This is a genomic window from Thermanaeromonas toyohensis ToBE (assembly GCF_900176005.1).
Classification (GTDB): Bacteria; Bacillota; DSM-521; order Neomoorellales; family Neomoorellaceae; genus Thermanaeromonas; species Thermanaeromonas toyohensis.
Genome location: NZ_LT838272.1, coordinates 2,312,652 through 2,335,258, shown reverse-complemented (window position 1 = coordinate 2,335,258; position 22,607 = coordinate 2,312,652). Strand labels below are relative to the sequence as shown.

Below are 22,607 nucleotides of genomic sequence, written 5' to 3'. Positions count from 1 at the left end.
AAGTAGATTTGCCTGATTACAAGATCGCCTGCGCAATCCTTGTACGAGATCATGGACGATGGCTAGCTCCTTGCCTGCGGGAGGTCGTTCGGGTAACGCCGGATATTCTGGTTTTAGACAGAACTTCTACCGGCTGGGATCCCCAAGTCTCCCCTTCCTTCCCTGGGGTGAACTACCAGCTTCTTCAAGGTATATCCGAAGGGGGAGAGGAGAAGGCAACTGATCTGGCTGTTCGATGGGCCAGGGAAAGGGAGGCGGATTGGCTCCTCCTTTTGGAAAGCTGCGAAGTGCTGGAGGAAGGGGCGGCAGATACCATCCATCAGGAGATATCCCGGCTGGATCCTCGCGATCCTATTTATACCTTTTTTTACCTCCGCCTCCTTTATTTCTGGGCAGATCCCGAACTTTATCGCTGTGAGGACAGCGCCTTTGGCGATGCCTGGGAACCACGGTTGTTTTACCTTCCTACCTTAGCACGGTGGGAGCTATTTCCCGCCCCTGGCCAGCCTGTACCTTTAGACCTTTTGGGAGGGAAGGGGCGTAAAATGGATTTGTGCTTAAAGAGCTTTAAGTACCTTGATCCTTCTAAATCTCAAGAAGCAGGGATTTGTCTAGCTCAGTGGACCCCAAGAAACCGGGAAGAGATCGCCCCTGGACTTTTCATAAAGCCCATTAAATACCACCAGTTTGTCCCGCCGGAGGTAGCTAAACTGGTACCTCCTGGCGCCAAAAGGATCTTGGAGATAGGTTGTGGTCAGGGAATTTTAGGTCACCTCCTTAAAAGGGAGGATCCTACCAGGGAGGTCGTGGGGGTAGAAGCCAACCGCATGGCGGCTGCGGCTGCCATGCGGCGGCTGGATTATGTAATCGTGGCTGATGTGGAGAAGGCGACCTTCGACTTCCCTGTAGGCTACTTTGACTGCCTTATCCTTTTGGGGGTGCTGGAGCATTTGTTTAACCCTTGGGACACCTTACTATATCTAAAGCGGTTCCTCCGACCGGACGGTTACCTTCTTTTGAGTGTACCTAATGTAAGGAACTGGTCGGTGCTTGGGCTCTTGATAAATGAGGGACGCTGGCTGTATAGCGATTCCGGTATCTTAGATCGAACCCACTTGAGATTTTTTGCCTTACGGGATACCCAGGAACTCCTCGCTTCTTTACACTTCATCCCGGAAGAGATCTGTTGTCTGCCGGATCCAACCATGCCAGAGTTTTCAAATATTATCGCCTGGAAAAAGTTTAGCTTAGGTGAGCTTAAGGAACTGAAGACTAAAGAGTACTTGATAAAGGCGAGGCTTTGCTTACCCAAACAGGGCCAAAAGGACCACCGGTGCATAAAATAGCCTAAAAGCTTCTTCCCCAAGTTATCGGCGCTAACATCCTGTTCTAGCATATCTTTCAAAAGTAGCAGGGGGAAAAAAGGAAAGGTGGAAGAGAAGGATGCTAGCGGAAAAGAAGGACCACAAGTTACTTCGGGTCTTAATAGCTAGCCCTGTGCGGCAGAAACCATGTATCCTAAAAGAATTCCTGGGCTCCCTTAAGGAGCTGGAGACCACGGGGTTAGAGGTAGCCTATGTCTTTATCGATGACAACGACGAGGAAAGCCTGTTGCTGCAGGAATTCGCCCGGGGGAAGGATAACGTCCGGATATTACGAGGTGAAGGGAAGGGTCCCTACTACTGTGATGAGAACACCCATTACTGGCGGGAAGATCTGATCTGGAAGGTAGCCGGGTACAAGAACCGTTTCCTGGAAATGGCCCGGGAGGAAGGCTACGATTACCTGTTTCTGGTGGATTCCGATCTGGTGCTCCATCCCAAAACCCTTACCCACCTTGTTAGCTTAGGTAAGGACATAGTTTCCGAGGTATTCTGGACCAGGTGGCGGAAAGAACTAGAGCCTTTGCCCCAGGTATGGGCAGGCGATGCTTACCGGCTGTATCCCATGCAGAGGGGAGAGATCTTGAGTCCCGGGGAGCGAAAGAGGCGCCAGGAAGATTTTTTGCGTATGCTCCGTACCCCAGGAGTTTACCGGGTGGGCGGGCTGGGCGCCTGTACCCTTATCAGCCGCCGGGCCTTGCTGCAGGGTGTGTCCTTTAGCGAAATATATAACTTAAGCTTCCCGGGCGAAGACCGCCATTTCTGTATTCGGGCTGCCGCCTTGGGGTTTGAGCTTTACGCCGACACCCATTACCCGGCCTATCATATCTATCGGGAATCCGATTTGGCCGGTGTGCAAGCCTATAAAGAAAAGCAACATGGCCCAATCACCAACTACAGCACCAGGGGGAGCCGCATTACCCTGGCCATGCTGGTGCGCAATGAAGCAGGGAGATACCTGGAAAGAGTCCTCCGCCAGGCAGCCCAGTACATCCATAACGCTGTCATATTAGATGACGCCAGTACCGACGATACCGTAGAAGTGTGCAAAAAGGTGCTGGAAGGCCTACCTTTAACCATAGTTTCCAACCCGCAGCCCGGCTTCCACAATGAAGTGGCCTTGCGGAAACAACTCTGGGAGTTGGCCGTCAGCACCCAGCCGGACTGGATACTAATCTTGGATGCCGACGAGATCTTTGAAGACAAGGCGGTTTATGAGCTGCCCAGACTAGCCGCGGATCCGGAAATAGAAGTTTATTATTTCCGGCTGTATGATATGTGGGATGAGAAGCATTACCGGGAGGATAGCTACTGGCGAGCTCATCTTACCTATCGGCCCTTTATGGTACGTTATATCCCAGACTTCCCCTATGTATGGAAAGAGACCCCCTTGCACTGTGGGCGCTTCCCAGTCAACATTTCGGAGCTTAAAGGAGCCACCAGCCCTTTGCGGGTTAAACACCTGGGATGGATGAACCCTGCCGATCGGCAGGCCAAGTTCCAACGTTATATGGCGTTAGATCCAGAAGGTAAGTACGGTATAAAGGAACAATACCTTTCTATCTTAGATCCCCGGCCTAACTTAAAGCCTTGGGTAGAGGAGCCAGAGGAGGCGGAGGATTCTAAAGCCCGCTGGGAAAGGATCTGGGCGTCCGGGGTACAGGAATCTTGGGATCCCCTATCGGAGACCATATACCAGGCTCTCCTCCGGGAGTGCGGCTGTCTGGCTGGTAAGAGGATCTTAGAAGCCGGCTCTGGCACTGGACGTATTTCTTTGCGCCTGGCCAGCGAGGGAGCCCAAGTTATTTTAGTCGATTACTCACCTACGGCCCTCCAACATGCCCGAAGAGCTTTTGAAAAGCACGGCCAGGAGGCGGAGTTCGTCCTAGCCGATATCCGGCAGCTACCCCTTCCGGATGAAGTAGTGGACATCACGTGGAACGCAGGGGTGCTGGAACACTTGTCTGTACCTGATCAGCTTAAAGCGGTAGAAGAAATGAAACGGGTTACTAAGCCTGGAGGCCTCATTATAACTTTCAATCCCTACGCCCGGTGTTTACCCTACCGGTTGGGGAAGTACGCTGCGGAGAAAAGCGGTATCTGGCCTTACGGCCCGGAGCATCCTGTGGATTCTTTGGCCGTTATCTGCCATGAGGCTGATCTTAAGCTTGTACACGAGTATTCTACTGGCTTCCCCGTGGCCCTGGATTTTCTGGATTTTATCCCAGGAAGCCGGCCCTTCAAGGATCTCTTAAGAACTTTATATGAAGATTTGCCGGGAGAGGAGAAAAAACTGTTCCCGGGGTATCTACTGGTTTCGGTCATGCGGAAGCCACTCTCAGGTTAAATAGTGATAGCAGCCTCAAAGGAGGAACACAGCTATAAGTTGGACTGGCAGGGCAGAAAGCTAACAGAACTTCTGGCAGCAGAACAGCCTAGAGCAAGGTAGTGTAGCAACTTTACGGAGAGCCTCACAGCTACGGGTCGGTGAAAGGCTAGGGAGTTTGAGCACCTTAAGCCTTTGCTTTTCGACAGAGGGGGTGCCCCATCTTGGAAACTGTAGCTCATACTTTACCTTTCTTAATCACCGGAAAAAAAGATCTGTTTTTAGCCGATCTATGTTTACGGAGTCTGGAGCAGAGCTCCCCCGGGGCCCTAGTGATATTATACAATCAAGGTGTCCTGTCCAATGGTGAACTCAAGGACTATTTGAAAAGGTATAACCTCCAGGTCCACCTTCTGGGTCAGGGGATCAATATCGGTATTGCCGCGGGCAGGATGGCCTGTTTCAACTATATTTGGAGCAGGTATCCCGGTGTCAGGTATATATCTGAGATACATGTAGATATGATTTTCCCTCCAGGGTGGGTGGAAGGATTAATCGATTTTTTCAATCTCTATCCAGAGGAGCCTATGGTTTGCCCAGGCATCCTAACTTCCCGGGGAGAACTCCATCCCGAAGGCAAAGGGAAGCCTGTAGTCCCTAAAATCCCCACCCACGACATAGAGCATATGCATAATTTACTCACCACCCTCACCCGGGAGGTAGTATTAGAAGGGTTTGTCCATCCCGTCCTGCACAGGGCGGAAATGCTCCTGGCTGTGGGTGGATATGATCTGCGCTTTCTTAAAGGGAAACAGGGGTATGAGGATGACAGCCTGCTTTTGGGGTACAGATATTACATGGGCCTTAAATATAACTGGAAACCTAAGTGCTACCTTAAGGTGAGGGTTTACCATGCTACCTTGGCCCAGAGGCCTACTTTGGCCGGCAAGGAAGAGGCCATGGCTGCCAACTTACGGGGACTGGTCTACCAGTATGGGGTGAAAGGATTGCTGGAGTTAAGCGAGATCTACCGGGATAACCCCCATTTTAAGACTTTAGCAGAACAATTAATAGGAGAACTTCTTTTCTTCTCCAATTAGCTTTGCGCCTGAAACCAGATGGTTAGCGGCGTGGGGGAAGCTGCCCGGTAGGCCAGCCGGGTGTAGCGGAGGAAGAAGCGCGGGGCGAGGACCACTAGTTGCCCTGCCGGGACCTCCTGCTCTGGCATGTCAGCAGCCCAGAGGCTTCCTTCGGGGCTGACTTGGATTTGCACCAGGGCCGACCCGGTGCCCGAGTTAAAGACGGCAAAAGAGTACAGGCGCAAGCTTGAGACATCTTGGGCGGCGCTGGCGGAGGGGATAGGGCCCGCAGTAACGTTTTCAACTGTTTCTTGGAAAGCGCGTGCAGCTACCTGGATTCTGGCCAGCCCCTCGGCTGTAGTGGATAAGGGGGCCGGACTGCTTCCGTATACCCGTACCCCGTCCCGGGCAGGGGTGAGGTTCCGGATATCGGCGGTAACCGTGGCCTGAACGTTTACCGGGATGGGAGAGGCGACCCGGACCGGTTTTAGGATTTCTCCTATCGTTTCTACATGTCGCACTATGACGCGGCCCTTTTCATCAAGGCTTAAAATTCGGGGTGGATAGAGGCGGAAGGCCTCCACCCTATGGATTACCAGGATACCAGCATCTACTGCCCCTATTTCCAGGCGCATGGCGCCCGTACCTGCGGGGGTAGCAAACACCAGGCTTAACGTTTCAGGGGTAGCTCCTGGTTTTATGGAAAACTTAAGCTGGCCAGTAGGATAGCCGGAAACCATGGTGAAGTATACCAGGAGGTAACAGGCCACCCCCGGGGGTTCGGCTTGCAGAGTAAGGCGCACTTGCCAGCGCTGAAACTCCCCTGCTTGAATGGCCACCTCTGCGGTTTGCACGATTCCTGCTGGGGGTCCACCAGGATGGCGGATAGCCAACGCCCGGGGGCCAGGCGGAAAACCTGTCCATTCCCAGATAGTAGTTTTATCGCCGCCTACTTTAAGCCATCCATCAGGGAAATCCGGCTGCATTTTTAGAGCCAGATGGAAGTCGCCGTTGTAGACTTGATTGGCCAATCGATTTCCTCTAACTACCTTCAACCTGGATCCCCCTAGGTTCCTTTTCATCCCATTTTATGCGTGATATAGGCTCCGAGTTATAGGGCATCTTAGTCCTTTGCACACGGAACCAGGTGCGGCGTATAGTTCAGAGGCCGCAAAAATTGTCAATAAATTTCCTACCATCCATTGCTAGGCTCTTTTTTAAGACGGCCTATTGTATGAAAATGTAAACGATCCAGGTACCCGGGAAATGTTGGAGTCTTCTTGGGGTAAGCCCACCTGCCTGGCCTTTGCCAGTAAGGTTAGGCTTTAAGAGGGGTAACTGTTGTATTTTTGATAAAAAGCTTCTTTTTCAGCCGAGGTAAGGCTGCGATCTACGATAGCTGCTATAAGCAGTATAGCGGGCAAGTTGACCAGCCAGCGGGTTAAGGCAAACTTTATACCTAAAGCGGACATTTCAAATAAAAACATGGGTATTTTTAAGGTTGCCCAGGAACATAAAAAAACGATTATATTGTAATATTTAACTCCTTTTTTGGCCATAACCTCAGCCACCGGAAAGGCTCCGTACAGGGGACCGGCGGCAGCAGCGCCAAGAAATATACTTAAAGCGGGACCTGACCAGCCCGCCTTTTCACCCATGTAGCGCATTACTGTTTCCCTAGGTACCCAAGTATCCAGCAGCCCCAGAAGGATAAAAATGGGAGGTATTATTCCTAGCATCTCTTTAAAATTGGCATAAGTATAAGCAAGGATGGTTTTTCCTGTTTCATAGTTAAAATATAAAACGGCTAAGTCAAAAAGGAGGATAAGCAAGAAGAAGCGATAAGCCCATAGGAATTTTTTCACGATCCCACCACCCAACCGATGATCAAGGCTACGATGAAGGAGTAAAAATAGCTTAAAACGTTGCGGAGAATGGTTTCTTTTTTACCCAAAAATCTTATTTCCAGCGGTGCAGTTACAAATCCCACCATCATTAAAGTGGAGACAAAAACAGCCATCTGCATAATGCCGGCTCCGCGATCCAGCAGTGATTTTACCAGAGGAAAGGCTATAAAACCTGGAATAAGGGTGATAGAGCCCACCCAAGAACTTAGAAGCATCCCTAAAAAGCCTGTCTGCGCACCCACAAACCTGACCACAAACTGGGGGGAAATAAAGGTTAGTAGAACCCCCACTAAAGCGAGGATGGCAGCGAAGTCCGGAAGTAGGCCCAGAAATGCTCTTAAAGCTTTGTGCAAGGCTATAATTGTTTTTTGTTTGTCTTTAGCAAAGGAATAGACTAAGGCGGTAAAAGCTAGGATGTAAGTAAAAATGGTAAACATAACTTGTAAAAGGTCCCTCCAGAAAAGAATGATGCGCCAGCCATAGTCATGGTGTCGACCGGCGCCTCTAAAGAAATTTTGTTTTCCCGAGTCTTTATTGTTCCTTCATTTTCTTAATCTGTTCTTCCACAGCCCTTTGTTCGGCCTTAAGATCCTCCAGGTATTTTTCCAAGAGAGCTATTTCCTCTTCTTTGGTGTAATAGCGCCTATGAAAGTGAAAAGGGCGACAACAGCAGTAGTTGGAAGGATGGCGGCTTTCTTTAGGATGACAGCACATTTTTAAACTTCACCTCCTTTCGGCGGGAAATGCTGGTTGTACTTATTCAGGAACTTTTCTAGGGTTTCTTTCTTTCGGCGAATGGCGGAAGCCCAAGAATGAAGCAGATCTTCGCCTTCAGGAGTTAGTTGATATAGGCGCCTGGCCGGGCCAGGCCCTTGTGTATTCCATTGGGAAGTAACCAGTCCTTCTTCCTCCATACGGCGCAGATTACGGTAGACAGTGGTAGCATCTAGACATTGGTCGAATCCTAATTCCATTAACTTTTCTATGAGCTCATATCCATGGGTTGGTTTTTCATATAGAAGTAAAAGTAGGCAAGGCTGAATAAGGGGAAAGCGAGAACCGTGCTCATGACATTGACACATATATACCTTTACTCCTTATATGCATGGTGCATATATATTCTATTTGCATTATAGTTTCCCTTCTAGCCCGTGTCAAGGGGAGTTCAAAAAGCGGAAATGGAGCGAAGATGATGTGGAGATGGTACAGAAGATCCATTTGACAGCTTAAGGCCTGCTAGAGCAAGAGCTCTCCAGGAAAAGAGGCATTGGTGGAAACTTTGGTCGGATCCACCTGGCTGGACGGTCCTGAAGGTGCTCTGCCTGGGTGCTAGAAGTGGTGAGAACGCGGACATGCTGGAGCGGCTCCGCAGGGAGCGGCCAGAATAATCCGGTCCTGGGTCAACTAGGGCTGCATGCTGTTTGTCCGTTTATATACCGTAGGTACATATAGCAGAATAATGACATAAAACGACAAAATGCACCAGGTTAAGGATGCGCAAAACAGGAGCTGAAATATGCGAAAATCTCCTTACAGGCGTGAAATATCCTAGATAATCGAAGTTGCAACAGCGGAGGAAGGCGTTCAAAATTAGATTAGGAGTATTTCCAATTTTAGGTCTCAGAGGAAGTTCTACGCATAATACGGTTGAAAACGAGTAAGGCGTTTTGTGCCTTCACGATAAAGGCAAACAGCTCGAAAGGGCGGGGCGCAAAGCCATGGGCCTAAGATCCAGGTAAAGGATTATGGCTGCCAGGCTGCCGTGAGGGGGTATTGAGGTGACCGGGTAGCCAGGTCACCTTTTTTTGTGTTTACAGGGGGTGTAGTGATTAAATGATATGGGGACCGGAAACAATGGAATATAGAGGTATTAATACCATGAATATCCTCTGGGGGGGGGGGGGGATATATGTACCATATTTATTAGTTAAAGGCATTTATGGAAGTTATAGGATATTAGCTTCCAATAATTCCTGCCTTGTGCTCACGTCCTATTTTTCCCACCTTTTATATAAACGATTTCTTCCTTTGCCCGCTTGTTGGATTTCTTCCTGCCTTTTGCCTTTGCTGTCCTACTTCAGTTACCCTCGACCGGCTCCTGAAATTAACCGATCTTCACATAGGTAACGGGTGGATCAATACAATCCGCGGTTTTTCCAGAATCTGCGGTAGGCGTTTGTGTGCCTCAATATCGGTCGATTTTGAGCAGAACGGGGAAAGGGTAAGGTTGGCATCAGATTTTCCTTGGCTGTATTCATCCGGTGGTCTGAGTACTTTATCCAAGTGGGCTAGAAACCGAAGGCTGCAGGGGCCACATAAAATTCAAAGGGTGTGGGCACTGCAGCAGTAACTGCTTAACATCTAAAAACTTATCTGATAGGGGGAACTATTCATGGAGAAAAAACTTGCGTTGCCGGAAGTTTCACAGGAGGCCAGCGCGAAAGAGGCGGAAAACAAGCGACTCAATGAGACAGCCAAAAAGCTGGAGGCCCAACGGCGCCAGGCAAGGCTCATTGCCAAGAGACAGCAGCTGGCCGAAAGGATCGCAAGCGCCACAGAGCAGCTCTCGGCAGGAGTAGAGGAGGCTTCTTCAGCAATTAACGAGCTTCAAGCTGCTATGGAACAGATAGGTAAAGGCGCGGAAGAAGCTTCTAGTGCCACCCAGGAGTCCCTGACGGGTATCGAGCAAATCAACCGGAATGCACAGGTAAGCGTAACCCGGGCTCAAGAATCATTGAACAAAGTAATTGCTTTGCAGGCACTGTCTGGCGAGACTTCGCAAAGCATACAAAAATTAGTGGACGGAGTTATAGCCGCGGCAGCACGGAATGAAGAGTCCGCCCGGTCAGTGGTGGAGTTGGAGAAACAAGCTGAGGAAATTGGAAGCATTGTCCGTACGGTAGTTAGGATAGCAGACCAGACTAACCTTCTGGCCCTGAATGCCGCCATTGAAGCTGCCCGGGCCGGCGACTACGGCAAGGGATTTGCAGTAGTAGCGGATGAAGTACGCACTCTGGCCGAAACCTCTGAGAAAGCCGCGGAGGACATTCGCGGGGTAGTGAGTGGCATCCAGTCGCGGGTAAAAGAGATAGCCGCCGCAATAAATAAGGCGGCAGAAGTAGCTAGGGGAGAGGCCGATAAAGGTCGTGAGGTATCGGCAGGGCTAGATAAGATAGCACAGGATATGGTTACTGTGCGTGAAGGTTCGGAGACAGTATTAACCCTTTCCCAAGAAGTAACCCGGGCCACCCAGGAGTTTCAAAATGGAGCCTCCCAAATAGCCCAAGCGGCCGAAGAACAGAGCAGTGCAGTAGCCGAAGCCCTCACTTCCATAGAACAACAGGTTAAGGCTCTGGGCGATATCGGTGCCGCAGTCAATGACCTTTTAGCCCAGGCGGATGCAGTCAAAAGCGCTCAGGACGCCTCTAAAGCTTCGGAAAGCGTAGCGGCGTCCGCTGAGGAGATCTCTGCTGCACTGGAAGAAGCTAATACAGCAGCTAGACAGATTATGACCGCCATTGAGCAGATAAGCAAGGGGGCCCAAATACAGTCACAGGCTGCCGAGAAATCGCTCGCAGTGGCCATACAGGTTTCGCGGCAGATGGAAGGGATAAGACAGGCTGCCGTTAAAAGCCTTAGCCAGGTAGAAGCTATGCAAGAACTGTTAAAGCAAAACCGCGAACTTGTAGAGAGTCTGATATATGGTATAAACCAAGCCTTGAAGACAGCTCAGGAAAATGCAGCCGCTATGAGGGACCTGGAACAGGAAGCCAGGAAAATAGACAAGATAGTGGACAGCATAGTCACTGTTGGTATTCAGACAAACATGCTGGCAGTAACCGGCGCTGTGGAAGCAGCTCGTTCCGGGGAATTCGGGAAAGGCTTTGCAGTGGTAGCCTCGGATATTCGTAATTTAGCGCAGGAGAGCGCACGCAATGCGGACCAGATAAAAGACCTGGTACGCTCCATCCAGGACCGTATCGCCCTCGTCATGAGGGAAGTAGAAACTGTAGTATCCGAAGCCGAGCGCGAAGTAGAAGATGCGAAGACCGTTGTCGGGCAACTTGAGAAAATGGCTCAAGACATAGCGACAATAGTCCAGGGTGCCAAGGAGATTGACGATAATGCCGCACAGGCTGCAAAAGCAGCCGAGGAGGCCAAGAAGGCGGTAGAGAATATTGCTGGCGCCGCCCAGGAAGCTGCTTCCGCCTGCGAACAGGCGGCCAGTGCTGCTCGCCAGCAGGCCCAGGGCATGGAAGAACTTACGCGGGCAATTGAGGAGATTGCCGCCATGGCCAACGAGCTTCAGAACTTGTAAGGAACCGTGGCCGGGAAAGGGTGAAAACTTATGCCTTCAGCCCAGTATGTACTGTTTCGCCTCGCTGGGGAACAATACGGGGTACCTGTACAAGCGGTGCAGGAAACCATACGACTTCCGCACATAACCAGGGTTCCACAGGCCCCCCATTACGTTGAGGGTCTGGCCAATCTCCGCGGGCTTATTATCTCAGTAGTCAGCGGTAGGAAGAAGTTCGGCCTGCCTGATAAAGAACATGACGAAGACACCAGGGTCTTAATAATAACCCTGGGTGACTATCGGGTTGGTTATGTGGTTGACGCGGTAACAGGGGTAGTTACTGTAGACACTGAGGAGATCGAAGCCCTCCCCCAGGACCTCCCCAATCAAGTATATTTCTCCGGGCTCCTGCGCTCTTCTAACGGCGTTATTATACTCCTTGACCCCCACAAACTTCTCGGCCAGGGCCTAAGTTTCCATGTAGGAAAAGAGGAAATCAGGTTGCAAGAATACGGGGACAAAAAATACGGAGAGCGGTCCGAACATGCAACTGGCGCAGTAGAGCGGCAGTTTGTTACCTTTGGCGTTGGGGAGGAAGAATACGGCCTGGACATTGCCTATGTCCAGGAAATAGTGGCCTACCCTGAAGTGTTAAGCAGCGTCCCTACCTTCCCTCAATACGCCGAGGGGATCATGGTGTTGAGGGACCAATTGCTTCCGGTGATAAACTTGGCAAGACTTATGGGGTTAAAGGAGGAAGAAGCCGACCGCAGCAGGAGCAGGGTTATTGTCTTACATGGTGAACGGGGGCTTCTGGGGATTGTGGTAGACAGTGTCTCTGAGGTGCTAAGTATTGACGCAAATACCATTGAAGAGATGCCGGAGTACCTTCAAGTTGATGCAAGGCTAAAGGTTAAGGGGATCTGTAAAATAGACACAGGTAAGAAAAAACGCCTTACCTACATTCTGGACCCTACTTGCCTCATGGGACTGGAAGTAATGAAGTCCGGGATAGGCCACGCGGATCGTGAGGTCAGGGAAGAAACCTTGGCAGACAAAAACAGTGAGGGTCAGTATATCCTCTTTAGGCTTGGCGAGCAGGACTTTATCACCGAGATAACCTCTGTGCGCGAGATTCTTAATGTGCCGGAAATAACGCGCGTACCCCAGGCTCCTTCCTTTGTAGAAGGGGTAATAAACATTAGGGGCAAGATTATTCCGGTGATAGACCTTCGCAAGCGCTTGGAAATGGGTAGTTTTGCCAGGGGAGACCAGAACAGGATTATTGTGGTAGACATCGGAAACAGCCTAACCGGCTTTATTGTTGATGCAGTCAAAGAAGTAAAGAGAATACAGCTTGCCGACATTGAGTCTACTGGCGCCTTAACTTCAGTGGGACTGGACCATGAGTATCTGGTCGGCATAGCCAAGCTGGGACAAGAAGGAGCGGTAGCTTTAGTACTTGATCTACATAAACTCTTGAGCCGTTTTGAAGTGCGGGTTTTGCAGAGCATGAACGGTGAAGCTACGGAAACGCAAACAACAGAAGTAAGAGAGGGGGCTCAATAAATAAATTGTGGTAGGGAATCGGATCAGAGTATTGATAGCAGATGATTCGGCCTTTGTAAGGAAATATTTGAAGGAGATTCTAGCCCGGGATCCTGAGATAGAAGTAGTAGGAACAGCCCGGGATGGAGAAGAAGCGGTAAAACTTGTCCTAGCTCTACGACCCGATGTCGTCACTATGGACGTGGAGATGCCCAAACTAGATGGCTTGACGGCCCTCCAGTACATAATGAATGAAAATCCTGTCCCGGTAGTAGTCATCTCTTCTTTGACCCAAAAAGGCGAACTATTGACTTATGAGGCACTGGCGCTAGGAGCAGTGGAGGTAATAGCAAAACCCAGCGGTATAGTTTCTACTGACTTAAGAAAGATAGCTGATGAGATCAGGCGAAAGGTTAAGGCGGCAGCGAAGTCCAATATGAAAGCTGCCACGAGAGTTATAAAAAGGAGGGAGGCGGGACCAAATTTTAAGCCCGCCCCCTCGGGTGTCTCAGCTCCTTTTAAGAAACTAGTAATTATAGGAGTATCTACTGGTGGCCCCAAAACGTTGACGGAAATATTGCCCGAACTCCCTGCCGACCTTCCTGCCCCTATCATAGTAGTCCAGCATATGCCGGCAGGGTTTACCAGAGGCTTCGCCGAAAGGCTAGGTAACATCTGCCGGCTTGAAGTTTCGGAAGCCCAGGATGGGGAAACTGTTACTCCGGGTAAGATACTCGTAGCACCCGGGCACAGCCATCTCAAAATAGAACGCAGGTTAGGTAAGAACGAAGTAAGAGTGAGACTAACCGATGAACCTCGGGATGCGCTGTACAAACCCTCCGTGGAAGTGGCTATGGAGAGCGCCTTAAAAGTCCTGGGCGGGCAACGGCTGGTAGGCGTACTGCTCACCGGCATGGGAGACGATGGTGCTAACGCCATGGTTAAGATAAAAGACGCAGGAGGTATCACTATAGCTGAGGCTGAAGAGACTGCAGTCGTATGGGGCATGCCCAGGGAAGCTATAGTCAGGGGCGGTGCCTCAATAGTGACTCCCTCCTACCGTGTGGCACGAGAGATAGTTAAAGCGGTAAACGAGGGGTGAAAACTATTATCCTTGACAATAAAAGCTTTAGGAAAGTTACAGACCTAGTATACCGCACCACAGGACTCCGTTACGATTTGAATAAGAAGTATTACCTAGAACGCAGGATAAGAGAGCGCATGGAAGCTCTGGAAATTGAGGAGGTAGAAAGGTATTTACGTATTTTACAGTTTGATGCCCTTGAAAGACAAAAGTTTATTAACGCCTTGACAGTAAAAGAAACGTACTTCTTCCGCGAGTACGAACAGCTTAAGCTTTTCGCTGAGAAGGTACTACCAAGGATGTTACAGGAAGGCTCTATCGGTTTAGGCAAAACGATTAAGGTGCTTTCAGCAGGCTGTGCAACCGGAGAAGAAGCGTATACCCTGGGGATAATCTTGAACGAAATGCTCGAGGGGGAAGACTTCGACTGGAGGGTAGTGGGGATAGACATTGACACTTTAGCGCTAGAAAAGGCCAAAGAGGGCACGTATGATACCCGGTCGATCCGTTTAATACCTAAGGAATACTTGAGCCGTTACCTTTTGCCGGACGGAGAGTTTTATAAAGTTAAGCCCTTTTTGAAACAAAAGATTACCTTTGCCTGGGCCAACCTTTTGACTGGCATACCAGGAAATCTTGCTCCTTTCGAGGTCGTATTTTGCCGCAATGTGCTTATATACTTTGACGATGTAAGCAGGGAAAGAGTGTTAAATAACTTATATAGAGCCCTTGTGCCAGGAGGATATATTTTCTTCGGTCACGCAGATTTTGTGGGCAAGTGCTTTACAGTTTTCAGGCCGGAGCGCATAGGTGGGCACCTCGTTTATCGGAAATAGAGCGGGAGGTGGAACTGGCTGGTGGAGCAGATAGATAGGACGCTGCTTGCCTCCTTTCTGGAAGAAGCACAGGAACTCCTTGACGCGATAGAGCAGAAGCTCTTAGAGTTGGAGAAACGCCCCCGAGATACAGAGCTTATCCACGAGCTCTTCCGGGCTTTCCATACTTTAAAAGGGTCTTCTGGCATAGCGGGCACAGTGACCTTTCAAAACATAGCTCACGAGTTTGAAAACCTTCTTGAAACATTAAGAAAAAATGAGGTCGATGTAACACGTGACCTAATTACACTCTTTTTCAAAGGTGCAGATGCCCTGAAAGAAGTAGCTATAAACTTGGCGAAAAATGGCTGTGAACCTCCGCTTGATCACTGGACGGGATTATTGGAGGAAGTTAGGGCAAACGTTCCAGGAAGAGCCCTGTCGGCGGGAAACCAGCCAGACGAAGCTCGAAGTGAAAGAATAAACAGCTTTGAGGGCTTATACCTTTTGCCCCTGTCCTTTCGCTTTGCTGTACTGAAGAATATGTTGGAAAATGGTAGATTGGGGGTAAAAGAACAGGGTAGAGGAAAAGGGCAGCAGCGAATATACGTATTAGGTATAAACTGTGGGACTGGCATTTTTGAAAGAGGTCTTGATCCTTTAAGGCTAGCTCTTCAAGGGATTGAAACTCTAGGAGGAAGAGTAATATCACTTACAGTTCTGGGCGATAGGTTACCCTCTGTTTACGAGTTTGATCCCGAAAAATGTTATCTGCCTCTTATATTGGCCTTTCAAACCCCTAATAGAATAGAAACACTTTTGTTCGAACTGGAATTTCTGGCCGATGATGCTGAGATAAACCTGGGATACATTGACTCAATCTTTGAGCTTTTTTCCCCAGACCTAGTGGAAACCCGACTACCCTCAAGTGAAGAGAGGCAAAGACTAAAAGCTTTTGTTGAGGGAGCCCCCTGGAAGATACCGGATGAGGGGTTAAAACAGCGGATTGACACCTTTATATCACTGGCCTTAAAGATATATAGATTTCCATGTATGAGCAAATCGCTTTTCTGTGAGGCGGTCCTCCTCCTGGCTTTGTTTAGACAGATTTTTGTGGATAAAGAGGGTATAAACCAGCTTCTGGAAGACCTCAAAGCTTTACTACTGGAGTATGCGAGTGCAGACCACAAGACTATGTCTGAACTTATGGCTCCCCGGGAAGCCGCCCGGGATATATGGGAGTATTTGCAGGGAGAAGCAAGCGAAATTGAACAGACAGGTGTGCTTCCATCTAACCTATATGGTAGCGGGGCCATATCTAAGGAACCTTGCGCAGCTTCAACTAGTCCAGGCAAGGCTCCAACCATTATTTCTTCGTCACTTAATTTAAAGGGCGAAAGTATTCGCGTAGATAAGCACAAAATTGACCGCCTTATGGATTTAGCTTCAGAACTTATTTTGCAGAAGAATGGACTGGAATACTGGATTAGAAGGCTCCAAAAAATGGTACGGGATCGCGAGCTCCTTTATGCGTTAAAGGAGCAAGAGCAGGCTTTGACGGCTGTGGTTAGAGAACTCCAGGAAACTATAATCAGTTTGAGAATGACGCCATTACGGCAGCTTTTTTCCAGGTTCCCCCGTTATGTACGGGATATAGCCATAAAGCTTGGTAAAGAAGTGGAGCTTACTTTTCAAGGGGAGGACACCGAAGTTGACCGGGAAACGGTAGAGAGGCTTTACGAACCTCTCCTTCACCTGATACGCAACGCCCTAGATCATGGATTAGAGACGCCCGAGGAGCGGAGGAGAAAGGGAAAGGAAAGTACAGGACGTTTAACCGTAAAGGCTTCCCGAGAGGCTTCGGCGGTGTTTATAGATGTGATAGACGATGGCCGCGGAATTGACGTGGGCAAGGTAAAATACAAAGCTATACAGAAAGGTCTTGTCTCCCTTGAGGAGGCCGAAAAAATGAGCGATCAGGAAGCCATGAAGTTAATATTTATGCCCGGCTTCAGTACTGCGGACAGCGTAACAGAAATATCGGGCCGCGGGGTTGGTATGGACGCAGTGCAGCATACTTTAATGGAGCTTGGTGGATATGTTAACCTGCACAGCGTCCCTGATAAAGGAACAACCGTAAGGGTAGTATTGCCTCTTAATCTCTTAACTACCCAGGTATTGGTGGTGGAAGTGTCGGGAGAAGAAATCGGCATCCCGGTAGGTGACCTTGAACGGATAGTAGAGGCTACCGAAGTTCTCCGTTTCTCTGCTCAGGGAAAAATCGCTAAGGTGGGCGGCCGCACCTTAATTATTCAGGATTTGGCGTCGATACTCGGTGTTGCGGGTGCAAGAAATCGACCCCAAGATAGAAAGGCTATCGTGTTAAGAGGGGGAGTATGTCTTTTGGCGGACCGCATTTCGGCCACAGAAGACTTAGTAGTAAGAAAGTTGACCGGAGAGCTGGCTGGTTTAAACCTTTACCTGGGGGCAGCGGTAAGGGGCAACGGCAGAGTGCTTATGATACTTAACACTCGCAGCCTTAGAGAGGTGAATACTTATGAACATTGAACTAAGGGATGGATATCTCGTAATAGACGAAAGTTTGACTATTGAAGATGCTAGGAATGCTTGGAACCTAGTATTGGAAAATCTGCATAAAATTAAAACTGTAAACTTAAGCGGCCTTAAAGAGATTGATTTGGCCGGTATACAGGTGTTATTAATGCTGGTCCGCTTAAAACAGGATATAAACTTTATAATGCCACCGACACAAGGAGATCCCAGATTTGCGCTTTTTTCTACAAATAGTTAAAGCGTACGGGGTGTAGAAAATTGGCGTGGCACGAATTGGGTTTTTTTCTATGCGGAATTCCTTTAGGATGGGTCTTGGGCCGTATCCTAAGCCGTTCTCCCGAGGCAGGATTTTCACAGGGACAAACAGCGGTCTCAGAGGAGGCTCCAGCCGGCCCGGTCCAGCCCAGGGAACCGGCGAGTCACCCGGAAACTGAAACCAGCCCGCAGAATTCAGAAGCACCGGGGTTATCCCAGCTTCTAGAGATAATTGAACTGCAAATTGGAAGTCTAGTATCGGAGAGCGAAAAGGTGTTCTCATCGATACTACACAGCATAGATAAGCTGCAGGAACGGGTTTTCAAAAGCCTTACCAACGCCCAAGAGTTAGGGCGAAAGATTTACAGTTCCGCCTCTGAGGATAACGGAGGAATAGTAGGGCGAACCATAAGAGAATTAGTGTCTTTTTCCCATGAAGCTGAAACCGCATTACAGCAAGTAGTTAATAGGCTGACTATCAGCCGAGATAATTGCCGGAGTATAGCAGAAAAGGCCGAGAAAGAACTTTACGGTTTTGTCGAAGAAGTAAGCAGCATAGCTTACAAGACCAAGATTTTGGCCCTAAACGCCTCTATTCTGGCAGCTCATGCTGGACAGCACGGCAGAGGTTTTGAAGTCGTTGCGCGTGAAGTGAGGCGGCTGGCGGATATGGCGTATGAGGCTACTTTGAGGGTGAAGCGCATTGCGGAGGACATTGCGGGTTCTGTCAAAGAGGTATCTTTAGAGCTACAAGATTACTTAGACGAAATTGAAGGTGAGAAACAACAGATAGATAACACCATAAAGAAGGCCAGCCAAGATATTAACAGTGCGGCACATGAAGTAGAAGGCCTTATTTCTAACTTGCTTTCTGAAATTGAGGGTTTCTTCCAGGATATTGACAGTACTATAGTTGCCGGACAGTTTCAGGATATAGCTAGGCAACGTTTGCAACATATCCTCGAGGTGCTGCGGGAGTTGGGGGATATACTGCGTGTGGATTTGGGAGCGTTCGATGTTCTCAGTAGAGGCAAATTAGAGAAAACAATAGTAGGCATGGTGGAGAAATATACCACCCACATAGAGCGACAAAATCATTACGCCGCCTTGGGAATGAAGTATGAAGAAAGCCTTGGAGATAACGTGGAGCTCTTCTAAGATATTGGCTGCTAAAGGAGGGGCTTAATAATGGCAGAGGTACTAATTGTAGACGATTCTGCCACTATGCGGTTAGCTGTAAAAACAGCTCTAAAACAAGCGGGGCATGTCGTCCACGAAGCGTGTGACGGAGCTGAAGCTCTAAATAAATTGAAGGAGGGCCTAAAAGTTAAGGCCATCATTACAGATCTCAATATGCCGAATATGGACGGCGTTACTTTTATACAGAGTGTAAGGAAGTTGCCCGGCTTCAAGTTTGTACCCATACTTATGTTAACAACTGAAAGTTCTATGGAAAAAAAGGAAGAAGGGCGGAAAGTTGGCGCTAGTGGTTGGATTGTGAAGCCCTTTAGTCCGGAACAATTGTTAGCAGTGTTGAAAAAATTGGGCGTGTAACCTCCTTAAGAAGAGAGAACCTGGCGAACTCACACGCGAAATGACATTTTGAAATCGGAAATCTTGCGGTAGAGCTAGGGCAGGGGAAAACTACGTTATACGATAAAGAACATTCTGAGATCGGAAGTTGAGGGTAAAGCGGGATGGGAGATATAAACAACGATATTGCACAGCTTATTGAGATGCTAGAGAATTCTCTTGACGCTAAAGGCAAGTTAGACGCCATCAGCAGGCTCGCCTGCGTAGGAACGGGCGAAGCAACGGCTGTTCTCGCTAAAGCTCTTGAGACGGAGGAGGAACCTCTGGTCAGGGAAGCCCTAATAAGTGCTTTGTTGTTGTGTAATACTGAGGCGGTAATAACGGAAATGGTGAAAGTACTTAGGAAGGGAAACGCTTGCTCTAGGAGGGCGGCTTTAGAGGTCCTGGCTTACAAGTGCTGGGATGGGATCGGACAAATAATCCTTAAACAAGTGCTGCAGAATAGCGAGGGGGAGCTGGATATTAAAGCAGGATTTGAAGGCAGTTCGTACCTTGGTGAATCGTAACGCTAAAAAGAGCGAGGTCTTTTTGAGGAATTTACTTTGTTGTGTTTCGATATTTTAGTTTAATATTACTTTATCTTACATATGCCCAAAAAGCGGCGATGAAGTGGGGATGGTGTAGAGAGGGTGTAGAGAGGATCTAATTAAAGTACGATTTAATTTTCACAAGGGGGCTAAAAAAGCCCTTTAGCGGGGCTTAAGGCTTTAATAATATTTTTTCTCTCCAGGTATTCATGCACCAGATTGCTCGTCCACGTATCGGTACGCTTACCCAAAGAAGACGTGGCCGCCATTAAAAGAGCCGCCAGGAAGAAGGGGCTAGGTTACACCACCTACATCCGGATGGTGCTACGGTAAGCTATAAAAAGAGAGGCTGGGTTATAGGAGGTAAAAGACACCAAGCTTGCCATTCAGGGAAGGTGCAGAAATAGAAACGACAAAGGAGCTGCTGCAACGTATTACTGTAAACCCCGGTATTTTCCAGGGGAAACCCATCATTCGGGGAATGCGGATAAAAGTGGAGAACATATTAGGCCTACTGGAGCAAGGGGCTACGGTCCAGGAGATCCTGGAGGAATACCCTGAACTGGAGCTGGACGACATCAGGGCCTGTCTTGCTTATGCCAGGTGTCTAGTGGCCAACGAGGGGAACTGGGCATTGGGGTAAAACAAAAAACTATTTTGCTATAACCTCCCTCAATATTTCATAAAACTTAATCTCAGAACTATTTAGCTTGCGATCTCTATGATGTACTAAAACAAAATCTCTTGACACTTTATCTAACCGCAAAAGAGGTACTGCTATTAATTCATTCCTTAGGATTTCCTCGCGTACACCAAAATAACTCACAATTGTTACGCCTAGCCGGTTTGCTACCCCTTTTTTAATAGCTTCAATATTACCCATTTCCACTATTGAGTTGGGCTTTGCTACCCCCTCTTTTTGAAGATAAGCCTCAACCAACGCGCGCATACCAGAACCTTGCTTGGAATGAATAAAAGTCTCCTCCTGCAATTCACCCGGCATAACCATATCTCTATCCGCCCACTTATGCCCGGGCCAAACGACGAATACTAATTTATCTTTTCCCACCGGCAGAAACTCTAGTTCTCCGTCTTCTGACCAGCTTGGGTTCTTCCCCAAAAAACCAAAATCAAGTTGGCGCTCACGAAGTTTTTGAATTATATCCTGAGCATAGCCGATTTCAAGGGAGATTTTGTCACCTGGGTACAATCGCCTGTATTTGTTTACGGCGGTGGGGAGTATATAAGTTCCTGTCAAACTGGAAGCCCCTATAGATATCGTATTTATACCGGCGCTGCGGATCTCCTCAAATCTTGCTGGAATTTCATCAATTGTAGATAAAATCTGCTTTGCTAGCTCATACAAGAAGCGACCTTCCGGGGTAAGGGAAAGTTTTCTACCCCTACGTACGAATAACTTAATTCCATAATATCGTTCAAGGGTGTTTATCTGTTGGCTTACGGCTGGTTGGGTCATGAACAAGCGTTCCGCAGCCCTGCGAAAAGCCCCCTCTTCTACTACACAGCAGAAAGTACGGAGCTGCCTTAATGTCATGGCCCTGCCCCCTTCCAATCGATAAGGTTAACCTTATCGATTGGATAAATAATTCGGTATTGTACGTCTAAATTCCTTCTAATAAACTTTTACTTGAAAGGACTTGACGTAGCTTTAGAAGAAAACGAGGCTGCGATCAAGTAGAAACATAAAGGAGGTAAGGCTAAAGGTATGACAAGTAGTGAAAGAATTGGCCCCAAGAACTTATTGACACAAAGAAATAAGAGCCCTTTTGAAAAATGGCTCACCTATTTAGGCCTGCCTCTCGCCATTATAGTTTTTACCTTATTTTACACTATGCCCACGCCGATGGGTGTAACGATGCAGGGCAAGGTCGCCGCCGCAGTATTCTTTTTGGCCCTGATACTTTGGGTTTCTGAAGCCATCCCGGTATATGTAACAGCCCTGGTGGCTATTGTTTTGCTGGCGATTACAGGAGCATGGGATGAAAACTCTATCCTGGGTGTTTTCGGCTATGATGTGATATGGCTTATGGTAGCAGCCTTTATTATTACCTCAGGTATGGAGAAAACGGGATTAGCCAAAAGGCTGGCATTGTTCATGATAACGAAATTTGGTAAAACAGCCAAGATGGCCCTTTTGGTGATGATTATTGCCAACTTCATAATTACTTTCGTTGTCCCTTCCACTACAGCGCGGGCAGCTATCATGCTGCCTCTGGCTTTAGCACTAGCCGAGGCTTATGGAGCTATCCCGGGCAGATCTAATTTTGGTAGATTACTTATGATTCAGGAACTTCAGGCAAATAATATTAGCACTACTGGCATATTGACGGCTACCGCTCCGCAAATAATGGCCATAGGATTTCTTAAAGATCTTGGCGGTGTAAACGTAAGTTGGGGTCAGTGGTTGCTGGCATCTATGCCTATAGCCTTTATTACTATGATAGTTAGTTACTTTATCGGTTTTTTGCTCTATCCGCCAGAGGTCAGCACCCCCAGGGGTCAGGGAATAGAAGAAATGGGAGCAGAACTAAAAAATATGGGCCGCTTGAATCGAGAAGAATGGAAGGCATTAGGCATATTTGTACTCACAGTATTCCTATGGGCAACGGGACCTTATCATGTAAAAATGTTCGGGTTTAATATTTCGCTCGTAATGGTCGCCATCTTGGCTGCGACCCTCATGTATCTAACGGGTCTGTTGAGCTGGAAAGAGACCCAGATCCCTTGGGATCTTATGATTTTTAGCTGTGGAGCCTACGCGGCAGGTATGGCCCTAGAGAAATCGGGTGTCGCTTCTTGGGCGCTAGACCGTATTTTTGGAGTAGCCAACTTGTCTCAGCTACCGTTTATACTGGTATTCGCAGTAGTAATATTCATATCAAGTTTCAGCCATATGGTCTTTACTTCTAAAACAGTTCGGACCGTGATTTTAATACCAACTATAATCCAACTGGCTAAAGTGACAGGCTACAATCCGCTGGCCTTGGCCCTACCAGCAGCTTTCACCATCGCTGATAGCATAACCTTGCCGCCTAACTGCAAGCCGAATTTGATTTTCTATTCGACAGGCCAGTTCACCGTTACTAATCAGCTCTTCTACGGGATAATCGTGTTGCTCGTAAAATGCGCGCTTATGTGCCTGGCCGCCTTGACGTGGTTTAGATGGATCGGGTTATATTAAAAGCCAATAGGGGAGAGG

The 22,607-nt window shown here is 48.4% G+C and carries 20 protein-coding genes, 1 pseudogene and 1 riboswitch; of the genes and pseudogenes, 14 read left to right on the top strand and 7 right to left on the bottom strand.

The annotated features are described in order from the left end of the window. Positions 1-8 precede the first annotated feature (8 nt). The 3 genes from B9A14_RS12075 to B9A14_RS12065 all read left to right on the top strand — a co-directional run bounded on the left by B9A14_RS12075 (position 9) and on the right by B9A14_RS12065 (position 4,808). Complete coding sequence (locus tag B9A14_RS12075; RefSeq protein WP_084665928.1) at positions 9-1,346, top strand: class I SAM-dependent methyltransferase; 1,338 nt, start codon at positions 9-11, stop codon at positions 1,344-1,346. Positions 1,347-1,443: 97 nt separating this feature from the next. Continuing rightward, positions 1,444-3,729: a methyltransferase domain-containing protein gene (locus B9A14_RS12070; protein ID WP_197686511.1), complete on the top strand. Its 2,286-nt coding sequence runs from the start codon at positions 1,444-1,446 to the stop codon at positions 3,727-3,729. Between the two features lie 203 nt (positions 3,730-3,932). Next, the gene (locus B9A14_RS12065; RefSeq protein WP_084665927.1) at positions 3,933-4,808 is read left to right on the top strand and encodes a glycosyltransferase family 2 protein; all 876 of its coding nucleotides are present in this window, start codon (positions 3,933-3,935) and stop codon (positions 4,806-4,808) included. Here B9A14_RS12065 and B9A14_RS12060 read toward each other — a convergent pair. The 5 genes from B9A14_RS12060 to B9A14_RS12040 all read right to left on the bottom strand — a co-directional run bounded on the left by B9A14_RS12060 (position 4,805) and on the right by B9A14_RS12040 (position 7,776). Then, on the bottom strand, positions 4,805-5,842 hold the full coding sequence (locus B9A14_RS12060) for a DUF6385 domain-containing protein (protein WP_084665926.1): 1,038 nt from the start codon (positions 5,840-5,842) through the stop codon (positions 4,805-4,807). The genes B9A14_RS12065 and B9A14_RS12060 overlap by 4 nt on opposite strands. A 270-nt stretch (positions 5,843-6,112) precedes the next feature. Then, complete coding sequence (locus B9A14_RS12055; protein ID WP_084665925.1) at positions 6,113-6,652, bottom strand: permease; 540 nt, start codon at positions 6,650-6,652, stop codon at positions 6,113-6,115. Further along, positions 6,649-7,131, bottom strand: a complete 483-nt coding sequence (locus tag B9A14_RS12050) for a permease (protein ID WP_084665924.1) — start codon at positions 7,129-7,131, stop codon at positions 6,649-6,651. The genes B9A14_RS12055 and B9A14_RS12050 overlap by 4 nt, the downstream gene beginning before the upstream one ends. Positions 7,132-7,225: 94 nt before the next feature. Next, complete coding sequence (locus B9A14_RS12045) at positions 7,226-7,408, bottom strand: DUF5320 domain-containing protein (protein ID WP_084665923.1); 183 nt, start codon at positions 7,406-7,408, stop codon at positions 7,226-7,228. Between the two features lie 2 nt (positions 7,409-7,410). Next, the gene (locus tag B9A14_RS12040) at positions 7,411-7,776 is read right to left on the bottom strand and encodes a helix-turn-helix transcriptional regulator (protein WP_084665922.1); all 366 of its coding nucleotides are present in this window, start codon (positions 7,774-7,776) and stop codon (positions 7,411-7,413) included. A gap of 593 nt (positions 7,777-8,369) precedes the next feature. Beyond that, positions 8,370-8,459: riboswitch (cyclic di-GMP riboswitch) on the top strand. A gap of 627 nt (positions 8,460-9,086) precedes the next feature. On the opposite strand from B9A14_RS12040, the gene B9A14_RS12030 reads away from it, so the two are divergent. The 10 genes from B9A14_RS12030 to B9A14_RS11985 all read left to right on the top strand — a co-directional run bounded on the left by B9A14_RS12030 (position 9,087) and on the right by B9A14_RS11985 (position 20,030). Next, positions 9,087-11,012, top strand: a complete 1,926-nt coding sequence (locus tag B9A14_RS12030) for a methyl-accepting chemotaxis protein (protein WP_084665920.1) — start codon at positions 9,087-9,089, stop codon at positions 11,010-11,012. A gap of 30 nt (positions 11,013-11,042) precedes the next feature. Then, entirely contained in the window at positions 11,043-12,560 is a 1,518-nt protein-coding gene (locus B9A14_RS12025; protein ID WP_084665919.1) for a chemotaxis protein CheW, read from the top strand. 7 nt (positions 12,561-12,567) lie between these two features. Beyond that, on the top strand, positions 12,568-13,641 hold the full coding sequence (locus B9A14_RS12020; RefSeq protein ID WP_084665918.1) for a protein-glutamate methylesterase/protein-glutamine glutaminase: 1,074 nt from the start codon (positions 12,568-12,570) through the stop codon (positions 13,639-13,641). Beyond that, on the top strand, positions 13,638-14,459 hold the full coding sequence (locus tag B9A14_RS12015; protein WP_084665917.1) for a CheR family methyltransferase: 822 nt from the start codon (positions 13,638-13,640) through the stop codon (positions 14,457-14,459). The genes B9A14_RS12020 and B9A14_RS12015 overlap by 4 nt, the downstream gene beginning before the upstream one ends. A gap of 21 nt (positions 14,460-14,480) precedes the next feature. Next, entirely contained in the window at positions 14,481-17,006 is a 2,526-nt protein-coding gene (locus B9A14_RS12010; RefSeq protein ID WP_084665916.1) for a chemotaxis protein CheA, read from the top strand. Further along, positions 16,996-17,250 carry an STAS domain-containing protein gene (locus tag B9A14_RS12005; RefSeq protein ID WP_084665915.1) on the top strand — a complete coding sequence of 85 codons (255 nt, stop codon included), beginning with the start codon at positions 16,996-16,998 and terminating at the stop codon, positions 17,248-17,250. The genes B9A14_RS12010 and B9A14_RS12005 overlap by 11 nt, the downstream gene beginning before the upstream one ends. Positions 17,251-17,324: 74 nt before the next feature. Beyond that, positions 17,325-18,425: a methyl-accepting chemotaxis protein gene (locus tag B9A14_RS12000; RefSeq protein ID WP_172839150.1), complete on the top strand. Its 1,101-nt coding sequence runs from the start codon at positions 17,325-17,327 to the stop codon at positions 18,423-18,425. A gap of 27 nt (positions 18,426-18,452) precedes the next feature. Further along, positions 18,453-18,821, top strand: coding sequence for a response regulator (locus tag B9A14_RS11995; RefSeq protein ID WP_172839215.1), 369 nt, complete (start codon positions 18,453-18,455; stop codon positions 18,819-18,821). Positions 18,822-18,964: 143 nt separating this feature from the next. Beyond that, positions 18,965-19,366 (top strand): HEAT repeat domain-containing protein, encoded by a 402-nt coding sequence (locus B9A14_RS11990; RefSeq protein ID WP_084665912.1) that lies wholly within the window; start codon positions 18,965-18,967, stop codon positions 19,364-19,366. 400 nt (positions 19,367-19,766) lie between these two features. Then, complete coding sequence (locus B9A14_RS11985; protein ID WP_231967733.1) at positions 19,767-20,030, top strand: DUF433 domain-containing protein; 264 nt, start codon at positions 19,767-19,769, stop codon at positions 20,028-20,030. Positions 20,031-20,039: 9 nt separating this feature from the next. On the opposite strand, the gene B9A14_RS11980 is transcribed toward B9A14_RS11985, so the two are convergent. Both B9A14_RS11980 and B9A14_RS18310 read right to left on the bottom strand, forming a co-directional pair. Further along, positions 20,040-20,753 carry a LysR substrate-binding domain-containing protein gene (locus B9A14_RS11980; protein ID WP_231967732.1) on the bottom strand — a complete coding sequence of 238 codons (714 nt, stop codon included), beginning with the start codon at positions 20,751-20,753 and terminating at the stop codon, positions 20,040-20,042. Positions 20,754-20,768: 15 nt separating this feature from the next. Next, positions 20,769-20,942: pseudogene (locus B9A14_RS18310) on the bottom strand (LysR family transcriptional regulator); the annotation flags it as partial. Positions 20,943-21,113: 171 nt separating this feature from the next. Here B9A14_RS18310 and B9A14_RS11975 point away from each other — a divergent pair. Beyond that, positions 21,114-22,589 (top strand): SLC13 family permease, encoded by a 1,476-nt coding sequence (locus B9A14_RS11975; protein ID WP_084665910.1) that lies wholly within the window; start codon positions 21,114-21,116, stop codon positions 22,587-22,589. Positions 22,590-22,607: the final 18 nt, after the last annotated feature.